At 68.2% G+C, this 26,584-nt stretch carries 24 protein-coding genes; 13 read left to right on the top strand and 11 right to left on the bottom strand.

Going from position 1 to position 26,584, the window contains the following annotated elements:
* Positions 1 to 26 precede the first annotated feature (26 nt).
* Genes ureG through ureE form a run of 3 tightly spaced genes read right to left on the bottom strand, consistent with a single transcriptional unit; the run spans position 27 to position 2,023 of the window.
* Positions 27 to 677, bottom strand: coding sequence for an urease accessory protein UreG (gene ureG / locus AACL56_RS23290; RefSeq protein ID WP_339092161.1), 651 nt, complete (start codon positions 675 to 677; stop codon positions 27 to 29).
* Between the two features lie 15 nt (positions 678 to 692).
* Positions 693 to 1,373, bottom strand: coding sequence for an urease accessory protein UreF (locus tag AACL56_RS23285; RefSeq protein WP_339092160.1), 681 nt, complete (start codon positions 1,371 to 1,373; stop codon positions 693 to 695).
* Between the two features lie 29 nt (positions 1,374 to 1,402).
* Positions 1,403 to 2,023, bottom strand: a complete 621-nt coding sequence (gene ureE / locus AACL56_RS23280) for an urease accessory protein UreE (protein ID WP_339092159.1) — start codon at positions 2,021 to 2,023, stop codon at positions 1,403 to 1,405.
* 71 nt (positions 2,024 to 2,094) lie between these two features.
* Between ureE and AACL56_RS23275 the strand changes: the two genes are divergently transcribed.
* Both AACL56_RS23275 and AACL56_RS23270 read left to right on the top strand, forming a co-directional pair.
* The gene (locus AACL56_RS23275) at positions 2,095 to 2,322 is read left to right on the top strand and encodes an AbrB/MazE/SpoVT family DNA-binding domain-containing protein (protein WP_339092158.1); all 228 of its coding nucleotides are present in this window, start codon (positions 2,095 to 2,097) and stop codon (positions 2,320 to 2,322) included.
* On the top strand, positions 2,319 to 2,723 hold the full coding sequence (locus AACL56_RS23270; protein ID WP_339092157.1) for a type II toxin-antitoxin system death-on-curing family toxin: 405 nt from the start codon (positions 2,319 to 2,321) through the stop codon (positions 2,721 to 2,723). The genes AACL56_RS23275 and AACL56_RS23270 overlap by 4 nt, the downstream gene beginning before the upstream one ends.
* A gap of 3 nt (positions 2,724 to 2,726) precedes the next feature.
* Here the strand turns inward: AACL56_RS23270 and ureC are convergent, their stop codons facing one another.
* The 4 genes from ureC to AACL56_RS23250 are packed head-to-tail and all read right to left on the bottom strand — an operon-like array spanning position 2,727 to position 5,698.
* Complete coding sequence (gene ureC / locus AACL56_RS23265; protein WP_339092156.1) at positions 2,727 to 4,445, bottom strand: urease subunit alpha; 1,719 nt, start codon at positions 4,443 to 4,445, stop codon at positions 2,727 to 2,729.
* Between the two features lie 3 nt (positions 4,446 to 4,448).
* The gene (locus AACL56_RS23260; protein WP_339092155.1) at positions 4,449 to 4,754 is read right to left on the bottom strand and encodes an urease subunit beta; all 306 of its coding nucleotides are present in this window, start codon (positions 4,752 to 4,754) and stop codon (positions 4,449 to 4,451) included.
* Positions 4,755 to 4,765: 11 nt separating this feature from the next.
* Positions 4,766 to 5,362 (bottom strand): HupE/UreJ family protein, encoded by a 597-nt coding sequence (locus tag AACL56_RS23255; RefSeq protein ID WP_339092154.1) that lies wholly within the window; start codon positions 5,360 to 5,362, stop codon positions 4,766 to 4,768.
* A 33-nt stretch (positions 5,363 to 5,395) separates the two neighbouring features.
* On the bottom strand, positions 5,396 to 5,698 hold the full coding sequence (locus AACL56_RS23250; RefSeq protein ID WP_339092153.1) for an urease subunit gamma: 303 nt from the start codon (positions 5,696 to 5,698) through the stop codon (positions 5,396 to 5,398).
* A 193-nt stretch (positions 5,699 to 5,891) separates the two neighbouring features.
* On the opposite strand from AACL56_RS23250, the gene AACL56_RS23245 reads away from it, so the two are divergent.
* The 3 genes from AACL56_RS23245 (at position 5,892) to AACL56_RS23235 (ending at position 11,337) form a co-directional block, all read left to right on the top strand.
* On the top strand, positions 5,892 to 9,509 hold the full coding sequence (locus tag AACL56_RS23245) for a hybrid sensor histidine kinase/response regulator (protein WP_339092152.1): 3,618 nt from the start codon (positions 5,892 to 5,894) through the stop codon (positions 9,507 to 9,509).
* Complete coding sequence (locus AACL56_RS23240) at positions 9,506 to 10,516, top strand: response regulator transcription factor (protein WP_339092151.1); 1,011 nt, start codon at positions 9,506 to 9,508, stop codon at positions 10,514 to 10,516. The genes AACL56_RS23245 and AACL56_RS23240 overlap by 4 nt, the downstream gene beginning before the upstream one ends.
* Before the next feature lie 95 nt (positions 10,517 to 10,611).
* Positions 10,612 to 11,337, top strand: a complete 726-nt coding sequence (locus tag AACL56_RS23235) for a hypothetical protein (protein ID WP_339092150.1) — start codon at positions 10,612 to 10,614, stop codon at positions 11,335 to 11,337.
* A gap of 21 nt (positions 11,338 to 11,358) precedes the next feature.
* Here AACL56_RS23235 and AACL56_RS23230 read toward each other — a convergent pair whose 3' ends face one another.
* Positions 11,359 to 12,279, bottom strand: coding sequence for a LysR substrate-binding domain-containing protein (locus AACL56_RS23230; protein ID WP_339092149.1), 921 nt, complete (start codon positions 12,277 to 12,279; stop codon positions 11,359 to 11,361).
* A 94-nt stretch (positions 12,280 to 12,373) separates the two neighbouring features.
* On the opposite strand from AACL56_RS23230, the gene AACL56_RS23225 reads away from it, so the two are divergent.
* A complete protein-coding gene (locus AACL56_RS23225) occupies positions 12,374 to 13,600 on the top strand; it encodes a pyridoxal-phosphate dependent enzyme (RefSeq protein ID WP_339092148.1) in 1,227 nt (408 codons plus the stop codon).
* A gap of 46 nt (positions 13,601 to 13,646) precedes the next feature.
* Here the strand turns inward: AACL56_RS23225 and AACL56_RS23220 are convergent, their stop codons facing one another.
* Positions 13,647 to 14,273 carry a helix-turn-helix transcriptional regulator gene (locus AACL56_RS23220; protein WP_339092147.1) on the bottom strand — a complete coding sequence of 209 codons (627 nt, stop codon included), beginning with the start codon at positions 14,271 to 14,273 and terminating at the stop codon, positions 13,647 to 13,649.
* A 120-nt stretch (positions 14,274 to 14,393) separates the two neighbouring features.
* Here AACL56_RS23220 and AACL56_RS23215 point away from each other — a divergent pair, with 120 nt between their 5' ends.
* A complete protein-coding gene (locus AACL56_RS23215; protein WP_339092146.1) occupies positions 14,394 to 15,542 on the top strand; it encodes a threonine synthase in 1,149 nt (382 codons plus the stop codon).
* Between the two features lie 6 nt (positions 15,543 to 15,548).
* On the opposite strand, the gene AACL56_RS23210 is transcribed toward AACL56_RS23215, so the two are convergent.
* Positions 15,549 to 16,535, bottom strand: a complete 987-nt coding sequence (locus AACL56_RS23210; protein ID WP_339092145.1) for an ornithine cyclodeaminase family protein — start codon at positions 16,533 to 16,535, stop codon at positions 15,549 to 15,551.
* Between the two features lie 59 nt (positions 16,536 to 16,594).
* The gene (locus tag AACL56_RS23205) at positions 16,595 to 16,903 is read right to left on the bottom strand and encodes a hypothetical protein (protein WP_339092144.1); all 309 of its coding nucleotides are present in this window, start codon (positions 16,901 to 16,903) and stop codon (positions 16,595 to 16,597) included.
* A 180-nt stretch (positions 16,904 to 17,083) separates the two neighbouring features.
* On the opposite strand from AACL56_RS23205, the gene secA reads away from it, so the two are divergent.
* The 6 genes from secA (at position 17,084) to AACL56_RS23175 (ending at position 26,547) form a co-directional block, all read left to right on the top strand.
* Positions 17,084 to 19,870, top strand: coding sequence for a preprotein translocase subunit SecA (gene secA / locus AACL56_RS23200; RefSeq protein WP_339092143.1), 2,787 nt, complete (start codon positions 17,084 to 17,086; stop codon positions 19,868 to 19,870).
* A 162-nt stretch (positions 19,871 to 20,032) separates the two neighbouring features.
* Positions 20,033 to 21,262 (top strand): bifunctional glutamate N-acetyltransferase/amino-acid acetyltransferase ArgJ, encoded by a 1,230-nt coding sequence (gene argJ, locus AACL56_RS23195; RefSeq protein ID WP_339092142.1) that lies wholly within the window; start codon positions 20,033 to 20,035, stop codon positions 21,260 to 21,262.
* Positions 21,259 to 22,146: an ATP-binding protein gene (locus tag AACL56_RS23190; RefSeq protein ID WP_339092141.1), complete on the top strand. Its 888-nt coding sequence runs from the start codon at positions 21,259 to 21,261 to the stop codon at positions 22,144 to 22,146. The genes argJ and AACL56_RS23190 overlap by 4 nt, the downstream gene beginning before the upstream one ends.
* On the top strand, positions 22,143 to 22,589 hold the full coding sequence (locus AACL56_RS23185; protein ID WP_339092140.1) for an NUDIX domain-containing protein: 447 nt from the start codon (positions 22,143 to 22,145) through the stop codon (positions 22,587 to 22,589). The genes AACL56_RS23190 and AACL56_RS23185 overlap by 4 nt, the downstream gene beginning before the upstream one ends.
* A 7-nt stretch (positions 22,590 to 22,596) precedes the next feature.
* Positions 22,597 to 24,564: an acyltransferase family protein gene (locus AACL56_RS23180; RefSeq protein ID WP_339092139.1), complete on the top strand. Its 1,968-nt coding sequence runs from the start codon at positions 22,597 to 22,599 to the stop codon at positions 24,562 to 24,564.
* 15 nt (positions 24,565 to 24,579) lie between these two features.
* The gene (locus AACL56_RS23175; protein ID WP_339092138.1) at positions 24,580 to 26,547 is read left to right on the top strand and encodes an acyltransferase family protein; all 1,968 of its coding nucleotides are present in this window, start codon (positions 24,580 to 24,582) and stop codon (positions 26,545 to 26,547) included.
* Positions 26,548 to 26,584 lie beyond the last annotated feature (37 nt).

The following is a 26,584-nucleotide window of genomic DNA, read 5'->3' as shown; positions in this document are numbered from 1 at the left end:
GCCGAGGCGCCGGGCGTGCGCGTCGATCAGCCCGCGGCCAGCATGCCGCGTTCCTCGATGAACGCCACGACCTCGGCGACGCCCGCGAGCGTCTTGAGGTTCGTCATCACGTAGGGACGCTGGCGCCGCATGCGCTGCGTGTCCTGCTCCATCACATCGAGGTTGGCGCCCACGTAGGGTGCGAGGTCGGTCTTGTTGATCACGAAGAGGTCGCTCTTGGTGATGCCCGGGCCGCCCTTGCGCGGGATCTTCTCGCCGGCCGCCACGTCGATCACGTAAATCGTCAGGTCCGACAGCTCGGGGCTGAACGTGGCCGCGAGGTTGTCGCCGCCCGACTCGACGAACACCACGTCGGCATCCGGAAAGTCTTCGAGCATCCGGTCGATCGCCTCGAGATTGATCGACGCGTCCTCGCGGATCGCGGTGTGCGGGCAGCCGCCCGTTTCCACACCCATGATGCGTTCGGCCGGCAGCGCACCGGCCACGGTCAGCAGACGCTGGTCTTCCTTCGTGTAGATGTCGTTGGTGATGGCGATCAGGTCGTATTTGTCGCGCATCGCCTTGCAGAGCATCTCGAGCAGGGTGGTCTTGCCCGAACCCACCGGACCGCCGATGCCCACGCGCAGCGGCGGCAGTTTCTTGGTGCGATGGGGAATGTGGTGCAGGGCGGAGGTCATGGCAGGTAGTTTGGTTCAGCTTCGGAAGAGGCGGGAGTATTGGGTTTCGTGGCGCGCCGACAGCACCGCCAGCAGCGGGGTGAAGGCCTGGCGTTCTTCGTCGGAGAGGCCCGTGGCGCGGGTCACCGCATCGGGGATCTCCTGGGCGAGCCGGCCCAGGATGCGTTGCCCCGCGCTCTGGCCCAGCGGCACCGCCTTGACGGCCGCCCCCACCATGTTCTCGGCCCAGCCGAAGGCGAAGGCCAGGCAGCAGTCGTGCACCGGGGCGCTGGTGCGGCTTGCCGCAAAGGCGAACGCCACGGGATAGCTCGCGGGCAGGCCGGCGAACACCTCGGCGGTGTCGGCGTGGTGCAGCTTGAGCCACTCGACGAAGGAGCGGCCCATCTGCTCGGTCTGCAGCAGGAACTCGGCCGATTCGCGCGTCGTCATCACCCATTCGTTGAGCGCCTGGATGCGCAGCCTGTCGCTCGCGCGCCAGGCGGTGACAGCCTGCGCGAAGAGCGCAAGGTCGCTGCGCGCGAAGCCCAGGTGGAGCTGGTCGGACAGCCATTCGGCCGCGCGCGATTCGGAATCGATGCCGGCCCATTCCACCGCGGCCTCGACGCCCTCGGAGTACGAGAAGCCGCCGACCGGCAGCGCGGGCGAGGCGAGCCAGATGAGCTGCAGGAGGCTCGAGGCCGCAGCCGGGTCAGGCATGGGTGCTTTCAGCCTGTGCGCGCTTCATCTCAGTGCGAGTGCCCGTCGTGGTGGCCGTGGCCATGGTCGTGGCCATGCGAATGGCCGTGATCGTCCAGCAGCTCCGGTGCCAGCACGAGCGGCTTCGGCCCCTTGCCGCTGCTTCCGTGCGAATGCCCATGGTCATGGCCGTGGCCGCCGCCGTGCGAATGCTCGTGCGACCCGTAGGCGCCGCCCTCGGGTTCGAAGGCTTCCTCGACCGCCACGACGATCAGGTGCATCGATCGCAGCATGTCGGCCAGCACATGGTCGGGCTCGATCTTCAGGTGGTCGGGCCTGAGCTCGATCGGCACATGCCGGTTGCCCAGGTGATAGGCCGCGCGCGTCAGGTCGAAGGGCGTGCCGTGCGCGGTGCAGTGCGTGATGCGCAGCACGGGCTGCGGCGCCGCGATCACGCGCACCAGGGAGCCGTCCTCGGCCACCAGCACGTCGCCCCCGCGCACGGGCGTGCCGCGCGGCAGGAACACGCCGATCTGGCGACCCTGCGAGTCGGTGGCGTCGAAGCGGCTCTTCTGGCGGATGTCCCAGTCGAGTTCGATGGTGGCGGCGCGCTTGAGAAGAACAGGCGCGAGACCGCGGCCCTGGGGCATGAGTTTGTTGGCGGTGAGCATGTCGGGTTGCGGCTCCAAATGAGGCGGGCTAATATAACGCTCGTTATAACTTCTGTTCCACGGAGCGCCCCATGTCCGCCCTCAAACTGACCCAGATCGGCAACTCCGTGGGCGTCATCCTGCCCAAGGAAGTTCTGGCGAACATGAACGTCGGCAAGGGCGACACCGTCTACCTCACCCAGGCCGCCAACGGCGGCGTCACCATCACGCCGTACGACGATGAATTCGAGCGGCAGATGGAAGCGGCGCGCCGCGTCATGAAGAAGCGGCGCAACGTGCTGCGCGAGCTCGCCAAGTGAGCGCGGCCAACCAGCCGTGGGTCTGGCTGAGCCTGGAAGTGATGCACCTCGTGCACGAAGAACAACTCGCCGAACATGGCGGCCCCGGTGGCGTGCGTGACGAGGGAATGCTGGCATCCGCCATGGGCCGGCCTCAGAACCGGGCCACGTACGAGTCGCCCGATGCGGCGACGCTGGCCGCGAGCTACGCATTCGGCATCGCCCGCAACCACCCGTTCGTGGATGGCAACAAGCGAACCGCGTTCGTCGCGATGGAAACCTTCCTGGCGCTCAACGGGTTCGACCTTCTCGCGTCCGATGAAGCGTGCGTGATGAAGACGCTCGGCCTCGCGGCCGGGGAGATCGACGAGGCGTCCTTTGCCCAGTGGATTCGCCATCATCTCGCGCCGCGCAGCAGCTGACATTCAGAACAGGAAGTAGCGCTGCGCCATCGGCAGCAGCTTCGCCGGCTCGCAGGTCAGCAGATGCCCGTCGGCGCGCACCGCGTAGGTCTGGGCGTCGATCTCCATCTTCGGCGCGTAGCCGTTGTGGATCAGGTCTTTCTTTCGCACGTTGCGGATGTTCTTCACCGCGCTCAGGTGCTTGGCCAGACCGTAGCGCTCCTTGATGCCCGAGGCCAGCCCGGCCTGCGAGACGAAGGTGAGCGAGCTCTTCGCGAGCGAGCCGCCGTAGGCGCCGAACATCGGGCGGAAGTGCACCGGCTGCGGCGTGGGAATCGACGCGCTCGGGTCGCCCATGGCGGCCATGGCGATGGTGCCGCCCTTCAGGATGGTGAAGGGCTTCACGCCGAAGAACGCCGGCTTCCAGATCACGATGTCGGCCCACTTGCCGACTTCCAGCGAGCCCACCTCGTGCGCGATGCCATGGGCGATCGCGGGGTTGATCGTGTACTTCGCCACGTAGCGCTTCGCGCGGAAGTTGTCGTTGCGCTCGCTGTCCTCGGGCAGGGTGCCGCGCTGCAGCTTCATCTTGTGCGCGGTCTGCCAGGTGCGGATGATGACCTCGCCCACGCGGCCCATGGCCTGGCTGTCGGAGCTGAACATGCTGATCGCGCCGAGGTCGTGCAGCACGTCCTCGGCGGCGATGGTTTCCTTGCGGATGCGCGACTCGGCGAAGGCCAGGTCCTCCGCGATGCCGGCGTCGAGGTGGTGGCACACCATGAGCATGTCGACGTGCTCGTCGAGCGTGTTCACGGTGTAGGGCATCGTCGGGTTGGTCGACGAGGGCAGGAAGTTGGCCTCGCCCACCACGCGCAGGATGTCGGGCGCATGGCCGCCGCCCGCGCCTTCGGTGTGGAATGCGCAGATGGCGCGCCCGCCCACGGCGGCGATGGTGTTCTCCACGAAGCCCGATTCGTTGAGCGTGTCGCTGTGGATGGCCACCTGCGTGTCGGTGGCGTCGGCCACGTCCAGGCAGTTGCTGATGGCCGCGGGCGTGGTGCCCCAGTCTTCATGCAGCTTCAGGCCGATGACGCCGGCCTCGATCTGCTCGTGCAGCGCGTCGGGCAGGCTGGCGTTGCCCTTGCCGAGGAAGCCGAGGTTCATCGGGAAGGCGTCGGCCGCCTGCAGCATGCGCTCGATGTGCCACGGGCCGGGCGTGGAGGTGGTGGCGAAGGTGCCGGTGGCGGGGCCGGTGCCGCCACCGAGCATGGTGGTCACGCCGGAGGACAGTGCCTCCTCGATCTGCTGCGGGCAGATGAAGTGGATGTGGCTGTCGATGCCGCCGGCGGTGACGATGTTGCCTTCGCAGCTGATGATCTCGGTGCCGGGGCCGATGACGATGTCCACGCCCGGCTGCACGTCGGGATTGCCGGCCTTGCCGATGGCGGCGATGCGGCCGTCCTTCAGGCCGATGTCGGCCTTGACGATGCCCCAGTGGTCGAGGATGAGCGCGTTGGTCAGCACGGTGTCGACGGCACCCTGCGCCCTGGTGCGCTGCGACTGTGCCATGCCGTCGCGGATGGTCTTGCCGCCGCCGAACTTCACCTCTTCGCCGTAGCCGCCGGCGCGAAGGGTGTAGTCGGCCTCGACCTCGATCAGCAGTTCGGTGTCCGCAAGACGGACACGGTCGCCGACGGTGGGGCCGAAGATTTCCGCATAGGCGCGTCGCCCGATGGTGGCCATGTTTCAGAGCTTCCCTTGAACGAGGCCGCGAAAGCCGTAGACGATGCGATCGCCGGAAAAGTCGACCAGCTCGACCGTGCGCTGCTGCCCCGGCTCGAAGCGCACCGCGGCGCCCGAGGCGATATTCAGCCGCATGCCGTGCGCGGCCTCGCGGTCGAAGCCGAGCGCGCCGTTGGTCTCGGCGAAGTGATAGTGCGAGCCGACCTGTATCGGGCGGTCGGCGGTGTTCTGCACCACCAGGGTCAGGGTGCGGCGGCCGGGGTTGAGCGTGTGCTCGCCGTCGCCGGTGAGGAGTTCGCCGGGAATCATCGTGGCCGGCCTCAGATGGCTTGCGCCAGCAGCGTCGCGCCGAGGCCGAGCACGGCGGCGCCTGCGATGCGCGGCAGCCAAGCGTTGGCGTGGCGCAGCGCCCAGCCGAGCGCGATGCCGGCGGCGTGCAGCAGCACGGTGGCGCAGACCATGCCGGCCAGCGTGAGGGCGGCGCCTTCTTCGCTCGCCAGCTCGTAGCCGTGCGCCACGCCGTGGAACACGGCGAACGCGCCGACCACCGCCATCGCGGCAACAGCCGGCAGGTGAACGCGCGTGACGACCAGCAGCCCCAGCACCAGCAGCGAAGCCGCGATCATCGGTTCGACTGCGGGCAGCTGCACGCCGGCCAGGCCCATCAGAGCGCCCGCCAGCAGCATGCCGGCGAAGGCCAGCGGCGCCCACAGCAGGTCGGGCCAGGCGCGGCGCGCGGCCAGGGCGCTCCAGAAGCCCACCGCGACCATGGCCGCGAGGTGGTCGGCACCGGTCAGCGGGTGCAGGAAGCCGGTGGCGAAGCCGTGGTGCATGCCGCCGTCGACGCCGACGTGGGCGCTGGCGGCCAGCGGCAGCAGCAGGGTGGCAAGGAGGGGGAGGGTCTTCGCGATGCGCATGAAAGTTCTTTCTTTCTTGTTCTGGAATCGGGTTCAGACGATGGGCTGGTGCACGGTCACGAGCTTCGTGCCGTCGGGGAAGGTAGCCTCGACCTGGATGTCCGGGATCATCTCGGCGATGCCGTCCATCACGTCGGCGCGGGTGAGCACGGCACGGCCGTCGCTCATGAGCTCGGCCACGCTCCTGCCGTCGCGTGCGCCTTCCATCACGGCGGCGGAAATCAGCGCGACGGCCTCGGGGTAGTTGAGCTTCAGCCCGCGCACCTTGCGGCGTTCGGCCAGCAGCGCCGCGGTGAAGATCAGCAGCTTGTCTTTTTCGCGCGGGGTCAGTTCCATGGGAGCGGCATCGGGTGGCGGGAGGAGTCGGCCATTATGGGCAGGCTGGCTTCTTTGCAACAGTCGTGCCGTTCTGTTCAAGGGGCCTGCCGCGCACGGCCGCCCGAAGCGGCCGGCCCGCCCCGGTCGGGGGAAGGAGAAGCGGCACGAAGTGCACGCAGCCTGGGGGCGAGCCAGAGACCAGGCATGAAAGATGCACCTTTTCGGTGTGAATCCCGACGCCCCGCCCCTGCCTCCCGACGACGCCCCCCAGCGCATCGTCAAGGTCCGGCGCGACTACAACAGCTGGGTCGCGAGCGAAACGCTCGAAGACTATGCGCTGCGCTACACGCCGCAGCGCTTTCGCAAGTGGTCCGAATGGCGGGTGGCCAACACCGCGTTCGGTGCGGCTTCGTTCCTGATCCTGGAGGCGGTCGGCGCCACGCTGCTGGTGCAGTACGGCTTTGCCAACGCCTTCTGGGCGATCCTGGCGACCGGGCTCATCATCTTCCTGGCGGGCCTGCCGATCAGCGTGTACGCCGCGCGCTACGGCGTCGACATGGACCTGCTCACGCGCGGCGCGGGCTTCGGCTACATCGGCTCCACGCTCACCTCGCTGATCTACGCGAGTTTCACCTTCATCTTCTTCGCGCTCGAGGCGGCGGTGATGGCCTACGCGCTCGAGCTCGCGCTGGGCATTCCGCCGGTCTGGGGCTACCTGGTGTGCGCGCTGGTGGTGATTCCGCTGGTCACGCACGGGGTGTCGGCCATCAGCCGGTTGCAGCTGTGGACGCAGCCGCTGTGGCTGCTGATGCTGGTGGTGCCTTTCGGCTACGTGCTGGTGCGCGATCCTGGTGCGTTCGCAGGCATCGTGCACTACAACGGTGTGCGTCCCGGCACGCAAGGCTTCAATCTGCACCTGTTTGGCGCGGCGCTCACGGTCGGCATCGCGCTGATCACGCAGATGGGCGAGCAGGCCGACTACCTGCGCTTCATGCCCGCGCGCACCGCCGGCACGGCACGCCGCTGGTGGGCCGGGGTGCTGGCGGGCGGGCCGGGCTGGGTGGTGCTGGGCGTGTGCAAGATGCTCGGCGGCGCGCTGCTGGCCTACCTCGCGCTCACGCACATGGTGCCGGCCGACCGCGCGGTCGACCCCAACCAGATGTACCTGGCGGCCTACGAATACGTGTTTCCGAACTACGGCTGGGCGGTGGCCGCCACGGCGCTGTTCGTGGTGATCTCGCAGCTCAAGATCAACGTGACCAACGCCTATGCCGGCTCGCTGGCCTGGAGCAACTTCTTCTCGCGCGTGGCGCACAGCCACCCGGGGCGCGTGGTGTGGGTGGTGTTCAACGCGCTCATCGCCTTCATGCTGATGGAGATGAACGTGTTCGAGGCGCTGGGCGACGTACTCGGCCTGTTCGCCAACATCGCCATCGCCTGGATGATGGCAGTGGTGGCCGACCTCGTCATCAACAAGCCGCTGGGGCTCTCGCCGCCGGGCATCGAGTTCAAGCGCGCGCACCTGTGGGACATCAACCCGGTGGGCGTGGGCGCGATGGCGCTGGCCTCGGTCCTGTCGATCACTGCGCACCTGGGTGTGTTCGGGCCGCTGGCGCAGGCGTTCTCGGCACTCATCGCGCTCGGTACTGCGCTCGTGGCCTCGCCGCTGCTGGCCTGGGCCACCGGCGGCAAGTACTACCTGGCGCGCGGCTCCGACGAGGCCCGTGGCGCGTTGGCCTTCGCACCCGCCGAAGGGCCTCGCGCAGTGCGCTGGGCGCGCGTGGAGCCGCATGAGGAAAGCGGCAGCTACCAGCGCCTGAAGGCGCAGCACTGCGTGATCTGCGAGCGCGAGTACGAAGGGCCGGACATGGCGCATTGCCCGGCCTACCAGGGCGCGATCTGCTCGCTGTGCTGCACGCTCGACGCGCGTTGCGGCGACCTGTGCAAGCCGCATGCGAGCCTGTCCGCGCAATGGTCGGCCGTGCTGCGCTGGCTGCTGCCGCGGCGCAGCTGGCGCTACCTCGACACCGGCCTGGGTCACTTCCTGCTGCTGATGCTGGTGATCGTGCCGCTGCTGGCCGTGGTGTTCGGCGTGCTGTACCAGCAGGAGCTGCGTGCCTTCGGCGAAGGCGCGCTCGAGCTGGCGTCGGAGACCGACGTGGCCGCGGCGCTGGCGGGCGTGCAGAAGCTGTCGCTGCGCTCGGGCTTTCTCAAGGCCTACATGGCGCTGCTGGTCATCGCGGGCATCGTCGCGTGGTGGCTGGTGCTGGCGCACCAGAGCCGCAAGGTGGCGCAGGAGGAATCGAACCGCCAGACCCATCTGCTGGTGCGCGAGATCGAACTGCACCGCGAGACCGACCGTGCGCTGCAGGCCGCCAAGCAGGCCGCCGACGAGGCGCGCGAAACCGCGGAACAGGCCAAGCTCGCTGCCGAGCACGCCAGGCAGGCGGCCGACCAGGCCAACCAGGCCAAGAGCCGCTACATCAGCGCCATCAGCCACGAGCTGCGCACGCCGCTCAACAGCATCCTGGGGTATGCGCAGCTGATGGGCGAAGACCACTCGGTGCCGCCACACCGCCAGCAGGCGGTGGCGGTCATCAAGCGCGGCGGCGAGCACCTGCTGTCGCTCATCGAGGGCACGCTGGCCATCGCGCACATCGAGGCCGGCAAGCTCACGCTGCATGCGCAACCGATGCGCTTTGCCGACACGCTGCGCGAGCTGGCCGACATGTTCGAGCTGCAGGCGGCCGAGAAAGGCCTGCAGTTCCGCTTCGAGGCTGCCGGCGTCTTGCCCGAGGTGGTGCGCGCGGACGAGAAGCGCGTGCTGCAGATCCTCATCAACCTGCTGGGCAACGCCATCAAGTTCACCGCGGCGGGGCAGGTCACGCTGCGGCTGGCCTATGCGCGCGAGTTCGCCTCCGTGGAGATCGAGGACACCGGCCCCGGCATGCCGGCCAGCGAGATCGAGCGGATCTTCGAACCGTTCGCGCGCGGCAACACGGCCGGTGCGTCGGCGGCGCCCGGCGCCGGTCTCGGGTTGACCATCGCCAAGATGCTGACCGACCTGATGGGCGGCGAGATGAAGGTGAGCAGCACGCCGGGCGTGGGCTCGCTGTTCTGCGTGCGGCTGTTCCTGCCGCGCGTGCACGAGGCGGCGGGCGGCGCGAGCCGGCCGGCGCCGGTGCAGCGCGCACGGCGCGGCTACGAGGGCGAGCGCCGCAGGTTGCTGGTGGTCGACAACGAGGAGGCCGACCGCGACCTGCTCGGCCACGTGCTCGCGCCGCTGGGCTTCGAGCTGCGCAGCGCGGCCAGCGGGCACGACGCGCTGGACCTGATCGCCGCCGGCTACCGGCCCGACGCGATGTTCGTCGACCTGGCCATGCCGGGCATCGATGGCTGGGAGACCATCCGCCGCGCGCGCAAGTTGGGGTTGACCGAAGCGGCGGTGGCGATCGTTTCGGCCAACGCCTTCGACAAGGGGCTGGACAACGACGTGGGCATTGCGCCCGAGGACTTCTTCGTCAAGCCGGTGCGCCACAGCGAGTTGCTCGACTGGCTCGAGCGGCGGCTCGGCCTCAGGTGGACCGACACCGCCGCCGCAGCACCCCCGCCCGCCGCGCCGAAGACGATGAAGGCGCCTTCCCGCGAGCGCCTCTGCGCACTCGACGAAGCGGTGAGCCTGGGCTACTTCCGCGGCATCATGAACCAGCTCGACGACATCGACACCGAACAACCGGAGTGCATGGCATGGACCGAGGCGCAGCGCGCGCTGGCGCGCCGGTTCCAGTTCGAGGCGATGGCGCGGGCGTTGGCGGAGGTGACCCGATGAGCAACACCCCGGCCCCCCTGGCACGCACCCTGCGCGGGAACGGCGCCAACAGCGACCTCGTGCTGATCGTCGACGACGTGCCCGACAACCTTGCGGTGCTGCACGACGCGCTCGACGAATCGGGCTACACCGTGCTCATCGCCACCAGCGGCGAGCAGGCGCTGCAGCGTGCCGCGCAGGCGCGGCCCGACATCGTGCTGCTCGACGCGATGATGCCGGGCATCGATGGCTTCGAGGTGGCGCGCCGTCTCAAGGCCGACGCGGCCACGGCGCACATCCCGATCGTCTTCATGACCGGGCTCACCGAGACCGAACATCTGGTGGCTGCGCTGGAGGCCGGCGGGGTCGATTACGTCACCAAGCCCATCAAGCCCAAGGAAGTGCTGGCGCGCATGAACGTGCACCTGCAGGGCGCGCGCCGCGCACGGCAGGACGCGCGCCAGGCCGGTCAGGCGCGCAACGCGCTCGATGCCTTCGGCTACGCGAGCATCACGGTGCGGCTGCCCGAAGGCCGGCTGATCTGGCAGACGGCGCTCGCGCGCGACCTGCTGCAACGCTACTGCGACACCCGCGCGCCCGAGACGCCACCGGCGGTGCTCGAATGGCTGCGCAGCCATACGCCGGACGCGCGGCAGCGCGGCATCGAGCCGCCGGCGCTGTCGATCGCGCTGGGTGCCAGCAGTCTCACCTTGCGGCTGCACCAGCAGACCAGCAGCGACGACGACGGCGACGAGTGGATGATCATCATGCGCGAGGTGTCCGGCACCGCGGTGATCGAGGCCATGAGCCTGAGCCTGAAGCTCACGGCGCGCGAGGCCGAGGTCCTGTATTGGGTGGTCAAGGGCAAGACCAACAAGGACATCGGCGAGATCCTGGGCAGCAGTCCGGCCACGGCCAAGAAGCACCTGGAGCGGGTGTACGTGAAGCTCGGCGTGGAGACGCGCACCGCTGCGGCCGGCGTGGCCATCAAGCGCATCCGCGAATTGCAGCCGCAGTTCGAGATCTGACGCAGGCGCACGCGCAGACACAGGCGCAGGCCTCGCGTCATGGCGCCGACTTTCCGCGTCCCTAGAATGCGCCGCGGGCTGCGGAGATGTGCGCGATGAAGAACGAAGACCACGAACGAACAATGCCGGCCCGGCCGCCACTCGCCGGCCGGGTGCTTGCGGCTTCCATGCTGTTCGCGGCCTGGTGCGCAGCCCCGGCGGCGCATGCCGCCGGGCATTTCGACGTCGACGACGCCGGCACGCTCGATCCGGGCCAATGCCAGTACGAGACCTGGTGGGGCCGTTCGGGCGTGGAGCCGGCCACGGTCTTTCACATCGGGCCCGCATGCCGCGTCGGCCCGGTCGAACTGGGGCTGAACCTCGACCGCACTTCGGTGGCGGGTGTGCACGCGGTCACCGGCGGCCCGCAGCTCAAGTGGAACTTCTATGGGCCGGCCGCCGACGCGCCGTTGAGCGCGGCGGTGTCGATGGGCGCGGTGTTCGACCTGAAGCGCGGCGGCCGCGCCGGCGGGCAGTTCGTGGTGCCGGTCACCTGGCGGCCCCTGGAGAGCCTGCAGCTGCATGCCAACTTCGGCGCCGACTGGGCCAGCGGCACCGGCGCGCGCACCTCGCGCGTGGGCGCGGCGGCCGAATGGGCGCTGAACGACACCGTGTCCTTCATCGCCGAGCGCAACCGCGCCTCGACCGTGTGGACCTCGCGCATCGGCGGGCGCTTCAGCTTCACGCCGCTCATCAGCCTGGACGTGAGCGCATCGCGCACCGGGCCGCGGCATGTGCGCGGCGTCGCGGTCGGCCTGAACCACGAGTTCACCTGGAAGTAGGGTGCCGCCGGGATGCCGCCGTCAGCACAGGTGGCGCTGGATGCGCTGCTCGTCCTCGTCCAGTTGCTGGCGCATGAGCGAGATGAAGTCCCGCGCGGTGGCCGACAGCGCCTTGCCCGCGGGCAGCGCCAGCAGGCAGGTGAAGTACACGTCGACCGAGAACCTGCGCACCACCAGCCCGCGCTCCGCGTAGTCGAGCGCGGTGACCGGATTGACCAGCCCGACGCCCAGGCCGCGCAGGGCCATCTCGCACACGCTGGCGGCATACGGCGTCTGCACCAGCACGCGCAGCGCCACGCCGTGCGGTGCCAGCGCGGCCTCGAGCCGCTGGTGCGTGGGATCGTCGGGGTTGAGCGACAGGAAGGGCGCCTCGGCCAATTGCTCGGGCCGGATCGTCTTGAAGCGCGCCAGCGCGTGGCCCGGCGGCATGACCACCACGCCGGGAAAGCACGAGAAGGTCGAATGATCGATGCCTTCGAGCGAGATTTCGTCGGCCATCAATCCGAAGTCGGAGGCGCCGCGGGCCACGCGATCGCGCACGTCCGTCGAATTCAGTACCTGCAGCGACACCTGCGGCCAGGGGCTCGCGCCGCGGTGCGCCTTGAGCCGCGCCAGCGCGCGCGGCATGAAGCCCAGACCGTAGGCCGGGAAGCAGCTGAGCTCGAGCTGGCTGACGCCGAAGTCGCGCAGGCTGCGCACGCGGTGCTCGATGGCGTCCATGCCGATGAAGACCCGTTCCACCTCCACCCACAGCGCATGCGCCTCGGGCGTGGGCACCAGCCGTCCGCCTGTGCGCTGGAACAGCAGCATGCCGGCCTGCACCTCGAGGCGCTTGAGCGACTGGCTGATGGCGGGCTGTGTCACCCGCAACAGGGCCGCCGCCTTGCGGGTGGAGCCGCCGCGCATCAGGGCCCGGAACGTTTCGATCTCTGCGAAGCGCATCGATAAGTCTTGTTATCGGTTGAGTTGGTTCGGCTGCGCCATATTATTTCCATTTGCATAAGATTTGGGCATCGCATCCCCCGGCCACCCCGTGATGACATCGCCCGTCCTGGACTTCAAGTTCGCCATTCCGCCCATGGATTCCCCCGTCCATCCCTCCGGGACTCCTCTGGGCATGGTGCGCGACCGCACGCCCCGACCCGTGCGCAACACGCGGCTGCACGGGCTGCGGTGCCTGCGCTGCGATGCGCTCTATCCGGTCACGCAGACGCACGACGGTTGCCCGGCCTGCCGCAAGGCCGGCTTCCACGTGGCGTTGCGCGCGAGCTACCTGCCGAACGGCGCCGAGGCCATGCCGCTGCCCTACGGCCCCGGCTTCACGCTCGGCGAGGGCCGAACGCCGCTGCAGGACATGCCGGAGCTGGCCGCGCAACTGGGCGTGGCGCGGCTGGACATCAAGGACGAGTCGTGCAACCCGACCGGCTCGCACAAGGACCGCATGACCGCCATGGGCGTGGCGCAGGCGCTCGACGTCGACGCCCACACGCTGGTGCTGGCCTCTTCGGGCAACGCGGCGGTGTCGGCGGCGCACTACGCATGGGCTGCCGGCCTCGGCTGCGAAGTGGCGACCTACGAGGGCATGCCGGCCACCTATGCGCGGCAGCTCGATGCGCTGGGCGCGCGGCGCTACATGTTCGCCGACAACGCGGGCCGCTGGGCCTTCGTGCGCGAGCGCTCGCAGCACCCCGGCTACTTCGCCCTGACCAACTACCACCTGCCCGCACTGGGCAGCGCGCCGCTGGCCATCGAGGGCTACAAGCCGATCGCGCTCGAATGCCTGAACGACGGGGGTCTGCCGGACCACGTGGTGATTCCGACTGCGCGCGGCGATCTTGCCTGGGGGATCTACGCGGGCTTTCGCGACCTGCTGGCCGCAGGGCGCATCGCGCGCATTCCCAGGCTGTGGCTGGTCGAGCCGTTTCCCCGGCTGTCGCGCGTGCTCGCGGGCGGTGCGATGAACGGAAGCTACCCTGGCCACACTGCGCAGCTCTCCACCGCGGGCGCCACCGTCACCTACCTGCAGTGGCAGGCGGCCACGGCCTCCGGCGGCGGCGCGGTGGTGGTCGACGACGAGGAAGCCCGCGCGGCGCGTCGGCTGCTCACCGCGGCCGGCGTGAGTGCCGAACTCTGCGCCGCCGCCGGCTTGGCCGCGCTGCGGCAGTTGCGCGACAGCCGTGCCGTGGCGCCCGATGCGCACGTGGTGCTGATGCTGACCGCCAACGCGTCGAGCGATCCGAGCTGGCCCGACAGGCCGGCCTGACACCCCGGATCAAGGCAATCCGTCAGGCCGGCGATGCATCGCCGGCTTATTTCGAGTCACTGTAGACCGTGGCGCGCGACACGCCCATGTGCGCCGCTGCAATCTCCGCGCCGCGGCGCACCTCGAGCAGACCGGCCTTCTTCAGTTCCTGCACCAGCTGGCGGCGGTCCGCCGGCTTCAGCGAGCGCGAGGTCGTGGCGCGCGCGGCCGCGAAGTCGTCGATGCGCGCGTGGATGCGGTCCGAGTGCGCGCCGCCCGTTTCCAGCCGCTCGTGCACCTCCTTGTCGTCGATGCGCGTGAACTGCGAGATTGCGCCCTGGAAGCTCTGGAACAGGGTGAGGTCGACGTTCAGGCACAGCGCGGCCACGTACTCGCCGCTGTCGTCCTTGATGCCGATCGACGTGCTCTTGACCTTTCGCCCGTCGGGGAAGGTGTTGGCGTAGTTGGCGATCACCGCAGGGAATTCGGGGTCGCGGATGCGCGCCAGGCCCAGCTCGGTGACCGACTGGCCGACTTCGCGGCCGCTCAGGCCGTTCTCGATCGAGTAGATCGCGTTTTTCGGATTGCTCAGGTCGTGCACCACCACTTCGCAGAACGGCGCAAAGGTCTGGCCGAGCCCCTCGGCCATGTTGCGCAGCATCTCCAGGACCTGCTTGTTCGACTTCTTCTTCATGGCGGCAATGTATTCCAGCCCTGGACGAAGAATCCAGGATATACAAAAATTCCAGTGTTGGATGTATTATCCAGAAAATTGAGATTTTTCCAGTTCTGTCCCCATGACCAGGAGCCGCGAATGACCGCACCCGAACGCGCACGCTATGTCGATCCCCGTACCGGCAGATACCACGAGCTTTCCGAGCGCCGCTGGCGTTCGGACGACGGCAACCCGATGCTGGTCACGCCGCTGCCGGGCATCGGGCGCGACGACATCGATTCGCGCACGCGCTCGCTGTGGCGCTACCGCGCGGCGCTGCCGGTGGAGATCGCGCAGCCCGCGAGCATGGGCGAGGGCTGCACGCCGCTCGTGCAGAAGCGCTGGGGCGACCATGCGCCGTACTTCAAGCTCGAGTGGTTCAACCCGACCTGCAGCTTCAAGGACCGCGGCGCGGCGGTGATGATGTCGTTCCTCCGCCAGATCGGCGTCGACGCCGTTCTGGAAGACAGCTCGGGCAACGGCGGTGCGGCCATCGCCGCCGCCGGCGCAGCGGCCGGCATGCGCGTGAAGGTGCTCGCGCCCAGCTACACGCCCGCGCCGAAGGTGGCGCAGATCAGGGCCTTCGGCGCCGAGGTGCAGCTGGTTCCGGGTCCGCGCGAGGAATCCGAATACGAGGCGGTACGGCAGTCGGAATCGATCTTCTATGCGAGCCACAACTGGCATCCGTTCTTTCTCCAGGGCACGAAGACGCTGGCTTACGAGCTGTGGGAAGACCTGGGCTTCAGGGCGCCCGACAACGTGGTGATACCCACCGGTGCGGGCAGCAACGTGCTGGGCTGCTGGATCGGCTTCGGGGAGTTGCTCGCGGCAGGGCAGATCGCAAGGCTGCCGCGCATCTTCGTCGCGCAGCCGCTGAACTGCTCGCCGATCGACGCGAGCTTCATGGCAGGCGCCGATACGCTGGTGGAGCGCCCCGTGCAGCCGACGATTGCCGAAGGCACGGCGATCAAGCGGCCGGTGCGGCTGCCGGAAATCCTGCAGGCGCTGCGCGAGACGAACGGCAGGACGGTGGCGCTGACCGAAGATCAGATCGCCGCCGCAGTGCGCCGGCTCGCGGCCAGCGGGCTCTACACGGAGCCGACTTCCGCCTCCGCCGCGGCCGCCATCGACGTCCTGGCGCAGCGCGGCGACATCAGGCCGGGCGAGACCACGGTCGCGCTGCTGACCGGCACCGGGTTGAAGTCGACGCAATTCATGACCGAGCTGTTCGGCGCCGCGGCTGCCTGATCCGCGTTACCAGGGCCACGCGATGCGTGTGCCCGTGCCGGTCTCGGCCGCGCGCGCATGCAGCAGGCGCGCGACGGTCAGGTCCTGCAGGGCGAGGCCGGTCATGTCGAACACGGTGATATCGCCGGCGGCGCGCTCGAAGGCCGCCTTTCCGGTCAGCAGGTCGCCGAGCTCCACGCAGTCGGTGCCGGGCGCCCATTGCATCTCGCCGATCTGGCCGGCCTGGACACGATCGTCCACCACGAGACGTGCGCGCGCCAGCAGGCCCTCGGGAAGTTCGCGCTTGCCGCGGGTGTCGGCGCCCACGCAGTTCAGGTGCGTGCCGGGTTTCACCGCCTCCAGGTCGAAAAGCGCGCCCCCGCCGGGCGTGGCGGTAATGACGATGTCGCTTGCGGCCACCGCGGCGTTGCGGTCGGACGCCGGAGCGATCCGGCAGCGGCCGGCGAAATGGGCCTCGAAGGCCGCGTTGGGCTTTCCGCTTGCGCTCACATAGAGAACCTCGCGCAGGGAGGGAGCCACCCGCAGCGCGAAGTCGAGCTGGATGCGCGCCTGCACGCCGGTCCCGAAGAGGCACAGCCGAACGCTGCCGCGCCGCGCCAGCCGTTGCAGGCCGAGCCCGCCGGCCGCGCCGGTGCGCACGGTGGTGACCGCATTGCCGTCGACGACGCACAGCGGCCGGCCGGTGGCGGGGTCGATCAGCAGGATGGTGGCCTGGTGCGGTTCACCGCCGCGCTGCCGGTTGGCCGGCCAGAAGCCGGCGGCCTTGAAGCCGAGCAAGCCCTGCGACTGGACGTCGCCGGACTTGATGCCGAACACGCCACCGGTGTCGAGCCGCTCGCGCACCACCGGAAACACGCGGCCCGCGTGCTCGCTGTGCAGCACGAAGGCCTCGCGCACGGCGCGCTGCACGTCATCGAGGTGGAGAAGGTCGTCGACCTGGTGCTTGTCGAGCAGCAGGAGCTGGGCTTGTGCGGGCGCGGTGGGGCTTGTCATCTGGAAATATTATCCATCTCCAGACAAAAAATCAAAAACGGGGAGGCTGCCGCCAGGTTTCAGCGGCCGGTATGCACCTTGATGCGGATGGTCGAGACCTCCCAGCCCCGGTTCTTCAACCGCGTGACCAGCATCGGCGACAGCTGGCGAAGCTTGGCGGCTGCGGCGCTGCCCTTGACCAGGAGGCACCAGACGTCGCCCTCGGCCGGGCCGGCCTGGATGGCGGCGCGCATGGCCGGCGGAATCAGGCCCTCCACGGCTTTGAGCCGCTCGGTGGTGTCCCGCGCCCGCGCCATCAGGCTCCCCAGGGTGGGGGCGCCTTCCGCAGCTTGCTGCAGTGAAATGGCGGGGGGGAGTCGGCGATACATGGGTAATCCAGGGGTTAGAAACAAGACAGCTAAAATGCCCGGTTTGCCGGCGTTCGCGCCGGAAAAAAGGCCGCTTGCTTTAATGGGAAGCGCGCCCAACTGCTTTCACCATATCTTAGGGAATCCGGTCGAAGTGCCCGCCGACTGTCCAAGGTCAAAGGCGCCCGCCCATCTCCACCCATGGCAACCAACTTCCTGACCCAGATTTTCGGCAGTCGCAACGATCGGCTCCTCAAGCAGTATCGCAAGACGGTGGAACGCATCAATGCGCTCGAACCCGAGTTCGAAAAGCTCAGCGACGACGGGCTGCGCGCCAAGACGCAGGAATTCAAGGACCGCATCGCCAAGGGCGAGACCCTCGACGCCCTGTTGCCGGAAGCCTTCGCCACGGTGCGCGAAGGCTCCAAGCGCATCATGAAGATGCGGCACTTCGACGTGCAGCTGCTGGGCGGGATGGCACTGCACAACGGCAAGATCTCCGAAATGCGCACCGGCGAAGGCAAGACGCTGACCGCCACGCTGCCGGTGTACCTGAACGCGCTGTCCGGCAAGGGTGTGCACGTGGTCACGGTGAACGACTACCTCGCCAACCGCGACGCGACCTGGATGGGCCGCCTCTACAACTTCCTGGGCCTCACCGTCGGCATCAACCTGCCGCAGATGCCGCGCGAGGAAAAGCAGGCTGCCTACGGCAGCGACATCACGTACGGCACGAACAACGAGTACGGCTTCGACTACCTGCGCGACAACATGGTCTACGAGCCGGGCGACCGGGTACAGCGCGTGCTGAACTACGCGATCGTCGACGAAGTGGACTCGATCCTGATCGACGAGGCCCGCACGCCGCTGATCATCAGCGGCCAGGCCGAAGACCACACCGATCTCTATCTCGCCATCAACAAGGTCGTGCCGTTGCTGACCAAGCAGGAAGGCGAGGCCGACCCGCGCACCGGCGAAGGCGTCACGGTGCCCGGCGACTTCACGGTCGACGAGAAGACGCACCAGGTGTTCCTGACCGAGGACGGACACGAGAACGCCGAGCGGCTGCTGAGCGAATTCAAGCTGCTGCCCGAAGGCGCGTCGCTCTACGACCCGGCCAATATCACGCTGATGCATCACCTGAATGCCGCGCTGCGTGCCCGCCACCTGTACCACCGCGACCAGCACTACGTGGTGCAGCAGGGCGAGGTGGTGATCGTCGACGAGTTCACCGGCCGCCTCATGACCGGCCGCCGCTGGAGCGACGGCCTGCACCAGGCCGTGGAAGCCAAGGAAGGCGTGGAGATCCAGGCCGAGAACCAGACGCTGGCCTCGATCACTTTCCAGAACTATTTCCGCCTGTACGGCAAGCTGGCCGGCATGACCGGCACGGCCGACACCGAGGCCTACGAGTTCCAGGAAATCTATGGTCTCGAGACCATGATCATTCCGCCGAACCGCGTGAGCAAGCGCGAGGACCAGCTCGACCGCGTCTACAAGACGACGCGCGAGAAGTACGAGGCGGCCATCCAGGACATCCGCGAGTGCTACGAGCGCGGCCAGCCGGTGCTGGTGGGCACCTCGTCCATCGAGAACTCCGAGATCATCGACAACCTGCTGACCCAGGCGGGCCTGCCGCACCAGGTGCTGAATGCCAAGCAGCATGCCCGTGAAGCCGACATCGTGGCGCAGGCCGGTCGCACGAAGATGATCACCATCGCGACCAACATGGCCGGCCGCGGCACCGACATCGTGCTGGGCGGCAACATCGAGAAGATGATCGAGGCCGTCGAGAACGACGAAGGCCGCGACGCCGCCGCCAAGGAAGCGGACATCGCGCACATCCGCGCCGAATGGAGCAAGGACCACGAGTTCGTGAAGTCGCTGGGCGGCCTGCGGATCATCGCCACCGAGCGCCACGAATCGCGCCGCATCGACAACCAGCTGCGCGGCCGTTCGGGCCGCCAGGGCGACCCGGGCTCCTCGCGTTTCTACCTGAGCCTGGACGATCCGCTGATGCGCATCTTCGCGGGCGACCGCGTGAAGGCGATCATGGACCGCTTGAAGATGCCCGACGGCGAAGCCATCGAAGCCGGCATCGTGACGCGCAGCATCGAAAGCGCGCAGCGCAAGGTCGAGGCGCGCAACTTCGACATCCGCAAGCAGCTGCTCGAATACGACGACGTGTCGAACGACCAGCGCAAGGTGATCTACCAGCAGCGCAACGACATCCTCGACGCGGCCGACCTCACGGCACAGATCGGCGCGCTGCGCGAAGGCTGCTTCACCGATCTCGTGCGCCAGTACGTGCCCAGCGAGTCGGTCGAGGAGCAGTGGGACCTGGCCGCGCTCGAGAAGAGCCTGTTCAACGAATGGGGCATCGACATGCCCCTGCAGAAGGACGTGGAAGCTTCCGAAGCCGTGTCCGACGAGGACATCGTCGAGAAGGTCCTGGCGAACGCCAACGAGACCTTCGACGCCAAGGTCGCACTGATCGGCCAGGACAACTTCACGCAGTTCGAGCGCATGGTGCTGCTGCAGAGCATCGACACCCACTGGCGCGAGCACTTGGCGTCGCTCGACTACCTGCGCCAGGGCATCCACCTGCGCGGTTATGCGCAGAAGCAGCCCAAGCAGGAATACAAGCGCGAAGCCTTCGAACTCTTCGGCCAGTTGCTCGACTCGGTCAAGAACGAAGTCACCCGCCAGCTGATGACGGTGCGCGTGCAATCGGGCGAACAGCTCGAGGAAGCCGCCGAAGCGCTCGAAAGCCGTGGCGAGAACGTCGCCAACATCACCTACAGCGCACCGACCGAAACCGGCGAAGTCGAGGTGCGTGTGGACGAGGAAAGCCAGCGCCGCGCGGCATTCGCCGGTGCGGGCGCGATCAGCGCCGAGGCTGCGGCCTTCGGCCGCGTCGGCCGCAACGACCCGTGCCCCTGCGGCAGCGGCAAGAAGTTCAAGCAGTGCCACGGCAAGCTGAATTAATCACGTACTCCCCCAGGCTTGCCCACTCCGTGTGGCCGCCGACCCCCTCGCCGGGGGCGATACCGGCGGCCCGGCAGAGCCGGTTCCGCGGTATCCCTGGCGTCGGAAAGTGAGCATTGTTGGTACCGATGAAAAATTGATGCGCAAGAAGGAATAGATGCCATGCCCGTGAACCTGTCCGCTCCCGATCCTGCCGCCTTGTTCGCGGTGCCCGGCGTCCGTATCGGCGTGGCCGAAGCGGGCGTGCGCAAGGCCAACCGCAAGGACCTGACCGTCGTGCTGATCGACGAAGGTTCCGCGGTCGGCGGCGTGTTCACCCAGAACCGCTTCTGCGCCGCGCCGGTGCAGGTCTGCCGCGACCATCTCGCGCTGGACCACGGCATCCGCGCGATGGTGATCAACACCGGCAACGCCAATGCGGGCACCGGCGAAGACGGCCTGATGCGCACGCGCGCCACCTGCATCGCGCTGGCACGCCACCTGGAAATCGCGCCCGAGCAGATCCTGCCGTTTTCCACCGGCGTGATCATGGAGCCGCTGCCCGTCGACCGCATCGAGGCAGGCCTTCCCGCCGCGCTGGCCGATGCCTCGCAGGACCACTGGGCCCGGGCCGCCGAAGGCATCATGACCACCGACACGATCCCCAAGGCGTTCAGCCAGCGGGTGCAGGTCGGCGGCGCCACGGTCACGATCACCGGCATCAGCAAGGGTGCCGGCATGATCCGCCCGAACATGGCGACCATGCTGGGCTTCATGGCAACCGACGCGAAGATCGACGCCTCGCTGATCCAGCCGCTCGCCAGGCTTCTGGCCGATGCGTCTTTCAACCGCGTGACCATCGACGGCGACACCTCGACCAACGACTCGTTCGTGGTCATCGCCACGCAGAAGGCCTCGCACGCCACCATCACCTCGCTGGACTCGCCGGAAGGCCAGGCGCTCGTGGCGGCCATGCAGGACGTGGCACGCCAGTTGGCGCAGGCGATCGTGCGCGACGGCGAGGGCGCGACGAAGTTCATCACCGTGCAGGTCGACGGCGGCAAGGACGCCGCTGAGTGCAAGCAGGTGGCGTATGCCGTGGCGCACTCGCCGCTGGTGAAGACGGCCTTCTATGCCAGCGACCCGAACCTGGGCCGCATCCTGGCGGCCGTGGGCTATGCGGGCATCGCCGACCTCGACCAGACCGGCATCGACCTGTTCCTGGACGACGTGCACGTGGCGGTCAAGGGTGGGCGCAACCCGTCCTACCGCGAGGAAGACGGCCAGCGCGTGATGAAGCAGAGCGAGATCACGGTGCGCATCGGCCTGGGCCGCGGCAATGCCAGCGAAACCGTCTGGACCTGCGACTTCAGCCACGAGTACGTGACCATCAACGCTGACTACAGGTCATGAACGAGCAGTTCCAGAAGCTGATCGAGCGCGCCGAGCAGCTCATCGGCCGCATCGAATCGATCCTCCCGCAGCCGCTCGCAGCGCCCGCCGACTGGAACGCCTCCATCGCCTGGCGCTACCGCCGCCGCAACTCCGGCCACGGCGTGCTCGAGCCGGTGAAGCACGTGGCGGCGATGTCGCTCGACTCGCTGAAGGAAATCGACGTCCAGAAGGAAAAGATCGCGCGCAACACGCAGCAGTTCGTCGAGGGCAAGCCGGCCAACAACGTGCTCTTGACGGGCGCGCGCGGCACCGGCAAGTCATCGCTCATTCGGGCCTGCCTGCAGACCTATGCGCCGCAGGGCTTGCGCCTGATCGAGGTGGACAAGGCCGAGCTCACCGACCTGCCCGACATCGTCGAGGTGGTTTCGCAGCGTCCCGAGAAATTCATCGTGTTCAGCGACGACCTGAGCTTCGACGAGGGCGAGCCGGGCTACAAGGCGCTGAAGTCGATCCTCGATGGCTCGATCGCCGCGTCGACGCCCAATGTGCTGATCTATGCGACCAGCAACCGGCGCCACCTGCTGCCCGAGTACATGAAGGACAACCTCTCGTACACCCACACCGAGGACGGCGAAGTCCATCCCGGCGAGGTGATCGAGGAAAAGATCTCGCTGTCGGAACGCTTCGGCCTCTGGGTGAGCTTCTATCCGTTCAGCCAGAACGAATACCTGACGATCGTGGCCCAGTGGCTGTCTTCGTTCGGTGTGGCGCCTGCCGCCATCGAAGCCGCGCGGCCCGAGGCGCTCGTCTGGGCGCTGGAGCGCGGTTCGCGCAGTGGTCGCGTGGCCTACCAGTTCGCGCGCGACTACGCAGGCCGGGACGCAGGGCAGGGCGGCGCGTGAGCGAGTCTCGCAAGCACACCGAAGTTGCGGTCGGCGTCCTGATCCGCCGGTCTGACGACGCGCTGCTGCTGTCGACGCGCCCCGAAGGCAAGGCCTACGCGGGCTTCTGGGAGTTCCCCGGCGGCAAGATCGAAGCGGGTGAGACCGTCGAGCAGGCGTTGCGGCGCGAGCTGCAGGAAGAGCTTGGCATCACCATCGACGGCGCCGAGGTCTGGAAGGTCACCGAACACGACTACCCGCATGCGCTGGTGCGCCTGCACTGGTGCAAGGTCACGGCCTGGAGCGGCGAATTCGAGATGCGGGAAGGCCAGCAGATGGCCTGGCAGCAGTTGCCGCTGGACGTGACGCCGGTGCTGCCGGGCGCGTTCCCGGTGCTGCAGTGGCTGTCGGAAGAGCGCGGCCTGCCGTTCGTGCCGCCGGCGGTGGTCGCGCCGGCCAACTGATCGCTTGATGCATCCCAAGTACCGTCCGGACATCGACGGCCTGCGTGCAATCGCCGTGGGCTCCGTGCTGGTGTATCACGCGTTCCCGACGGCGCTGATGGGCGGCTTCGTCGGGGTCGACATCTTCTTCGTGATCTCGGGCTTCCTGATCACGACCATCATCCTGCAGAGCCTCGCGGCCGGCGACTTCACCTACCGCGATTTCTACGCGCGGCGCGTCCGCCGGATCTTCCCGGCGCTGACGGTGGTGCTGCTGGTCACGCTGCTCGCCGGCTGGTACCTGCTGCTGTCCGACGAGTTCGCGGAACTGGGCAAGCAGACCGTGGGGGGCTCGGCGTTCGTCGCCAACCTGGTGTTCTGGAGCGAGTCGGGCTACTTCGACACAGCGGCCGAAACCAAGCCGCTGCTGCATTTGTGGTCGCTGGGCATCGAAGAGCAGTTCTACATTTTCTGGCCGCTGCTGCTGGGGCTTGCCTGGCGCAAGGGCTGGCCGATCGTGCGCGTGGTGCTGGCTGTGGCGGTGGTCTCGTTCGTGGTGAACGTGGCCACGGTGCATCCGCTGCCTGCGGCGTCGTTCTATTCGCCGGCTTCCCGCTTCTGGGAGCTGATGGTGGGCGGCATCCTGGCCTGCATGCGGCTGAAGCCGCCAACGCCGAGCGCCTGGCGCAGCCATGTGCAGTCGGTGGTGGGCGTGGGGCTGATCGTGCTCGGGCTGGTGATGATCCGCAGCAACAAGGCCTTCCCGGGCTGGTGGGCGCTGCTGCCCACGCTGGGCGCCGTCAGCTGCATCGCCGCGGGGCCGAACGGCGTGCTCAACAAGTACCTGCTGTCGAACCGGGTGATGGTGTGGATCGGGCTCATCAGCTATCCGCTGTACCTGTGGCACTGGCCGCTGCTGGCGTTCGTGCGCATCGTGGAAGCGGACCCGCTGCACCCTTCGCCGGTGTACCGCGCCGGCGCGATGGTGGCGAGCGTGCTGCTGGCGTGGGGCACCTATCGCTTCGTGGAGCGCTACGCGCGCAACCGTCCGGGCACCGGCACGCTCAAGGTGCTGGGTGCAGGCATGGCGTTGATCGCGGTCGTGGGCGCGGCGGTGTTCTTCGGCGTGCCCGAGCCGCGCAACAACAGCGCGCGGCTGCAGGTCGTGGCCAACGCCACGCTGGATGCCGATTACTACGAGGGCTTCAAGCTCGACCAGATCGGCGAGCAGCTGATCTACAAGGTGGGCGGCGGGCCCAAGCGCGTGCTGTTCATCGGCGACAGCCATGTGCAGCAATACGCCCCGCGCGTGATGGAACTGGCCCGCTCGCTGTCGATGGAAGACAAGTCGGCCTGGTTCGCGACGCAGGGCGCCTGCCCCGCGGTGCCCGGCGTGCACGCGGACAAGAACATCGGCTGCGCCGAGCGGCGTGATGCCATGCTGAGCTATGCGATGGGCCCGGAGGTCGACTCGGTGGTGATCGGCGGCTGCTGGAACTGCTACTTCGTCGGCCACGGCGCGCTCGAGTACTACTTCCGCGATGCCGACAACAAGGTTCATTCGTTCCAGAACGGCGACGGCATCGAGCGCTCGCTGGCCTCGCTGGAGTTCACGCTGCGCGAACTCTCGCGGCACAAGAAGGTCTACCTGCTGCTCGACAACCCCGGCGGCCCCGAATTCACGCCCAAGCGCCTGATCGAGGGCAGCCGCCTGACGCACATGGAGGCCATGAGCTCGAACCCGACCACGCCGCTGCCGGCCGACCAGAAGCAGCTCAATGACCGGTTGCGCGCGATTGCGCTGGCAAGCGGCGCGGAACCGATCGATGCCATGGCAGCGCTCTGCAGGGACGGCCAGTGCCTGCTCACGCTGCCCGACGGTGCGCCGGCCTACAAGGACGCCGACCACCTGCGTCCGCGCTACACACGCGAAGAGGCGAGCTACTTCGACCGCACGGTGCGCACCGCCCCCGCCGCGCCGCAGCCCTCGCGCTGAACGCGCTCGCGACCGATGCATCCCAAGTACCGCCCGGACATCGACGGACTGCGCGCCATCGCAGTGGGCTCCGTGCTGGTCTACCACGCGTTCCCGAGCCTGCTTCCCGGCGGCTTCATCGGCGTCGACATCTTCTTCGTGATCTCGGGCTTCCTGATCACGACCATCCTTCGGCAGAGCCTCGCGGCGGGCGACTTCACCTACCGCGACTTCTATGCGCGGCGCATCCGCCGCATCTTTCCGGCGCTGGTGCTGGTGCTGCTCGCAACGCTGGCCTTCGGCTGGTATGTGCTGCTGCCAGGCGAGTTCTCGCAGCTCGGCAAGCAGACCACGGGCGGCGCGGCGTTCTTCGCCAACCTGGTGTTCCTCGGCGAAGCGGGCTACTTCGACGCCACCGCCGAGACGAAGCCGTTGCTGCATCTCTGGTCGCTGGGCATCGAGGAGCAGTTCTACATCTTCTGGCCCCTGCTGCTGGGACTGGCCTGGCGCAAGCGCTGGCCGATCCTGAGGGTGACGCTGGCGGTGGCCATCGTTTCCTTCCTGGTCAATGTGCTCACGGTGCAGCCGCACCGCGCGGCGGCGTTCTATTCGCCGCTGTCGCGCGCGTGGGAGCTGATGGCCGGCGGCCTGCTTGCCGTCATGCGCCTGCAGCCGGCGCCCGCTTCGTCGGACTCGCGGCCGATGCTGAAGCACGCACAGTCCATCGCCGGTGTGGCGCTGATCGTGCTGGGCCTTTTCGTGACGCGCAGCACCAAGGCGTTTCCGGGCTGGTGGGCATTGCTGCCGGTGCTGGGCGCGGTGAGCTGCATTGCCGCGGGGCCGAACGGCGTGCTGAACAAGTACGTGCTGTCGAACCGGGTCATGGTGTGGATCGGGCTCATCAGCTATCCGCTGTACCTCTGGCACTGGCCGCTGCTTTCGTATGCGCGCATCGTCGCGGGCGGGGAGCCTTCGCTGCCGGTGCGCATTGCGATGGTGGTGGCCGCGATCGTGCTGGCATGGGCCACGTACCGCTTCCTCGAGCGATTTGTCAAATTGCACCTTTCGCAGGGCATGCTGCGAGGCCTCGCCGGTGGCGGCGCAGCGCTGGCGCTGGCCGGGGTGCTGGTGTGCCTGGGCACGCCGCTGCCACGCAACGACAGCCAGGCGCTGCAGGCGGTGGCCGATGCGACGCGCGAGGACAACTACTACGACGGTTTCGAGGAGGCCGCGCTGGGCGGCCAGTTCGTCTACCGCGCCGGCAGCGGAAAGCACAACGTGCTGCTGATCGGCGACAGCCACGTCGAGCAGTACGCGCCGCGCGCGCTCGAGTTGATCCGCGCGCAGCCCGCGAAGGCCCGCACCGCCTATTTCGCGACCAAGGGCTCATGCCCGCCCATACCCGGCTTGTTCAGCAGCGCGGACACGTCCTGCGACGAGCGGCGGGCGGCGGTGCTCGACCTGGCGCTCAAGCCCGAGGTGGATACGGTCGTCATCGGCGCCTGCTGGAGCTGCTATTTCACCGGCGCCGGACCCACGGTGAACTACTTCCTGGACGACAGGAAAGGTGTACACCCGTTCATTGGCGGCGACGGCATCGACCTGTCCCTCAAGTCGCTGGGCGAGGTGCTCAGGCGCCTGTCAGCGCACAAGAAGGTCTATCTGGTGTTGGGCAACCCTGTCGGGATGGCGTTCGATCCGCTGCAGCAGATCGAGGGCAGCCGGCTCGGTGGCATGACCGCTGCCAGTGGCCAGCTCAAGGCACCGATGCCGGAAGACCAGGCGCAGTTCAACGCGAGGCTGCAGCAGGTCGCCGAAGCCAGCGGCGCGGCGGTGATAGCGCCGTCCGCCAGTCTGTGCGCCGATGGTCAGTGCATCCGGAGCATGCCCGACGATGGCTCGCCCGCGTACAAGGACATCGGCCATCTCCGGCCGCGGTATGCGCGCAGCTTCGCGAGCTACATGGATCCGGCGTTGCTGGACGAGGACGCGGGCGGCAAGTGAGTCCGTCAGGCCGGCAACAGGCCGCCGGATGGTCGTC

It is taken from the genome of Variovorax paradoxus (assembly GCF_902712855.1).
Taxonomy (GTDB): domain Bacteria; phylum Pseudomonadota; class Gammaproteobacteria; order Burkholderiales; family Burkholderiaceae_C; genus Variovorax; species Variovorax paradoxus_Q.
This window is presented reverse-complemented; position numbering and strand designations above follow the sequence as displayed.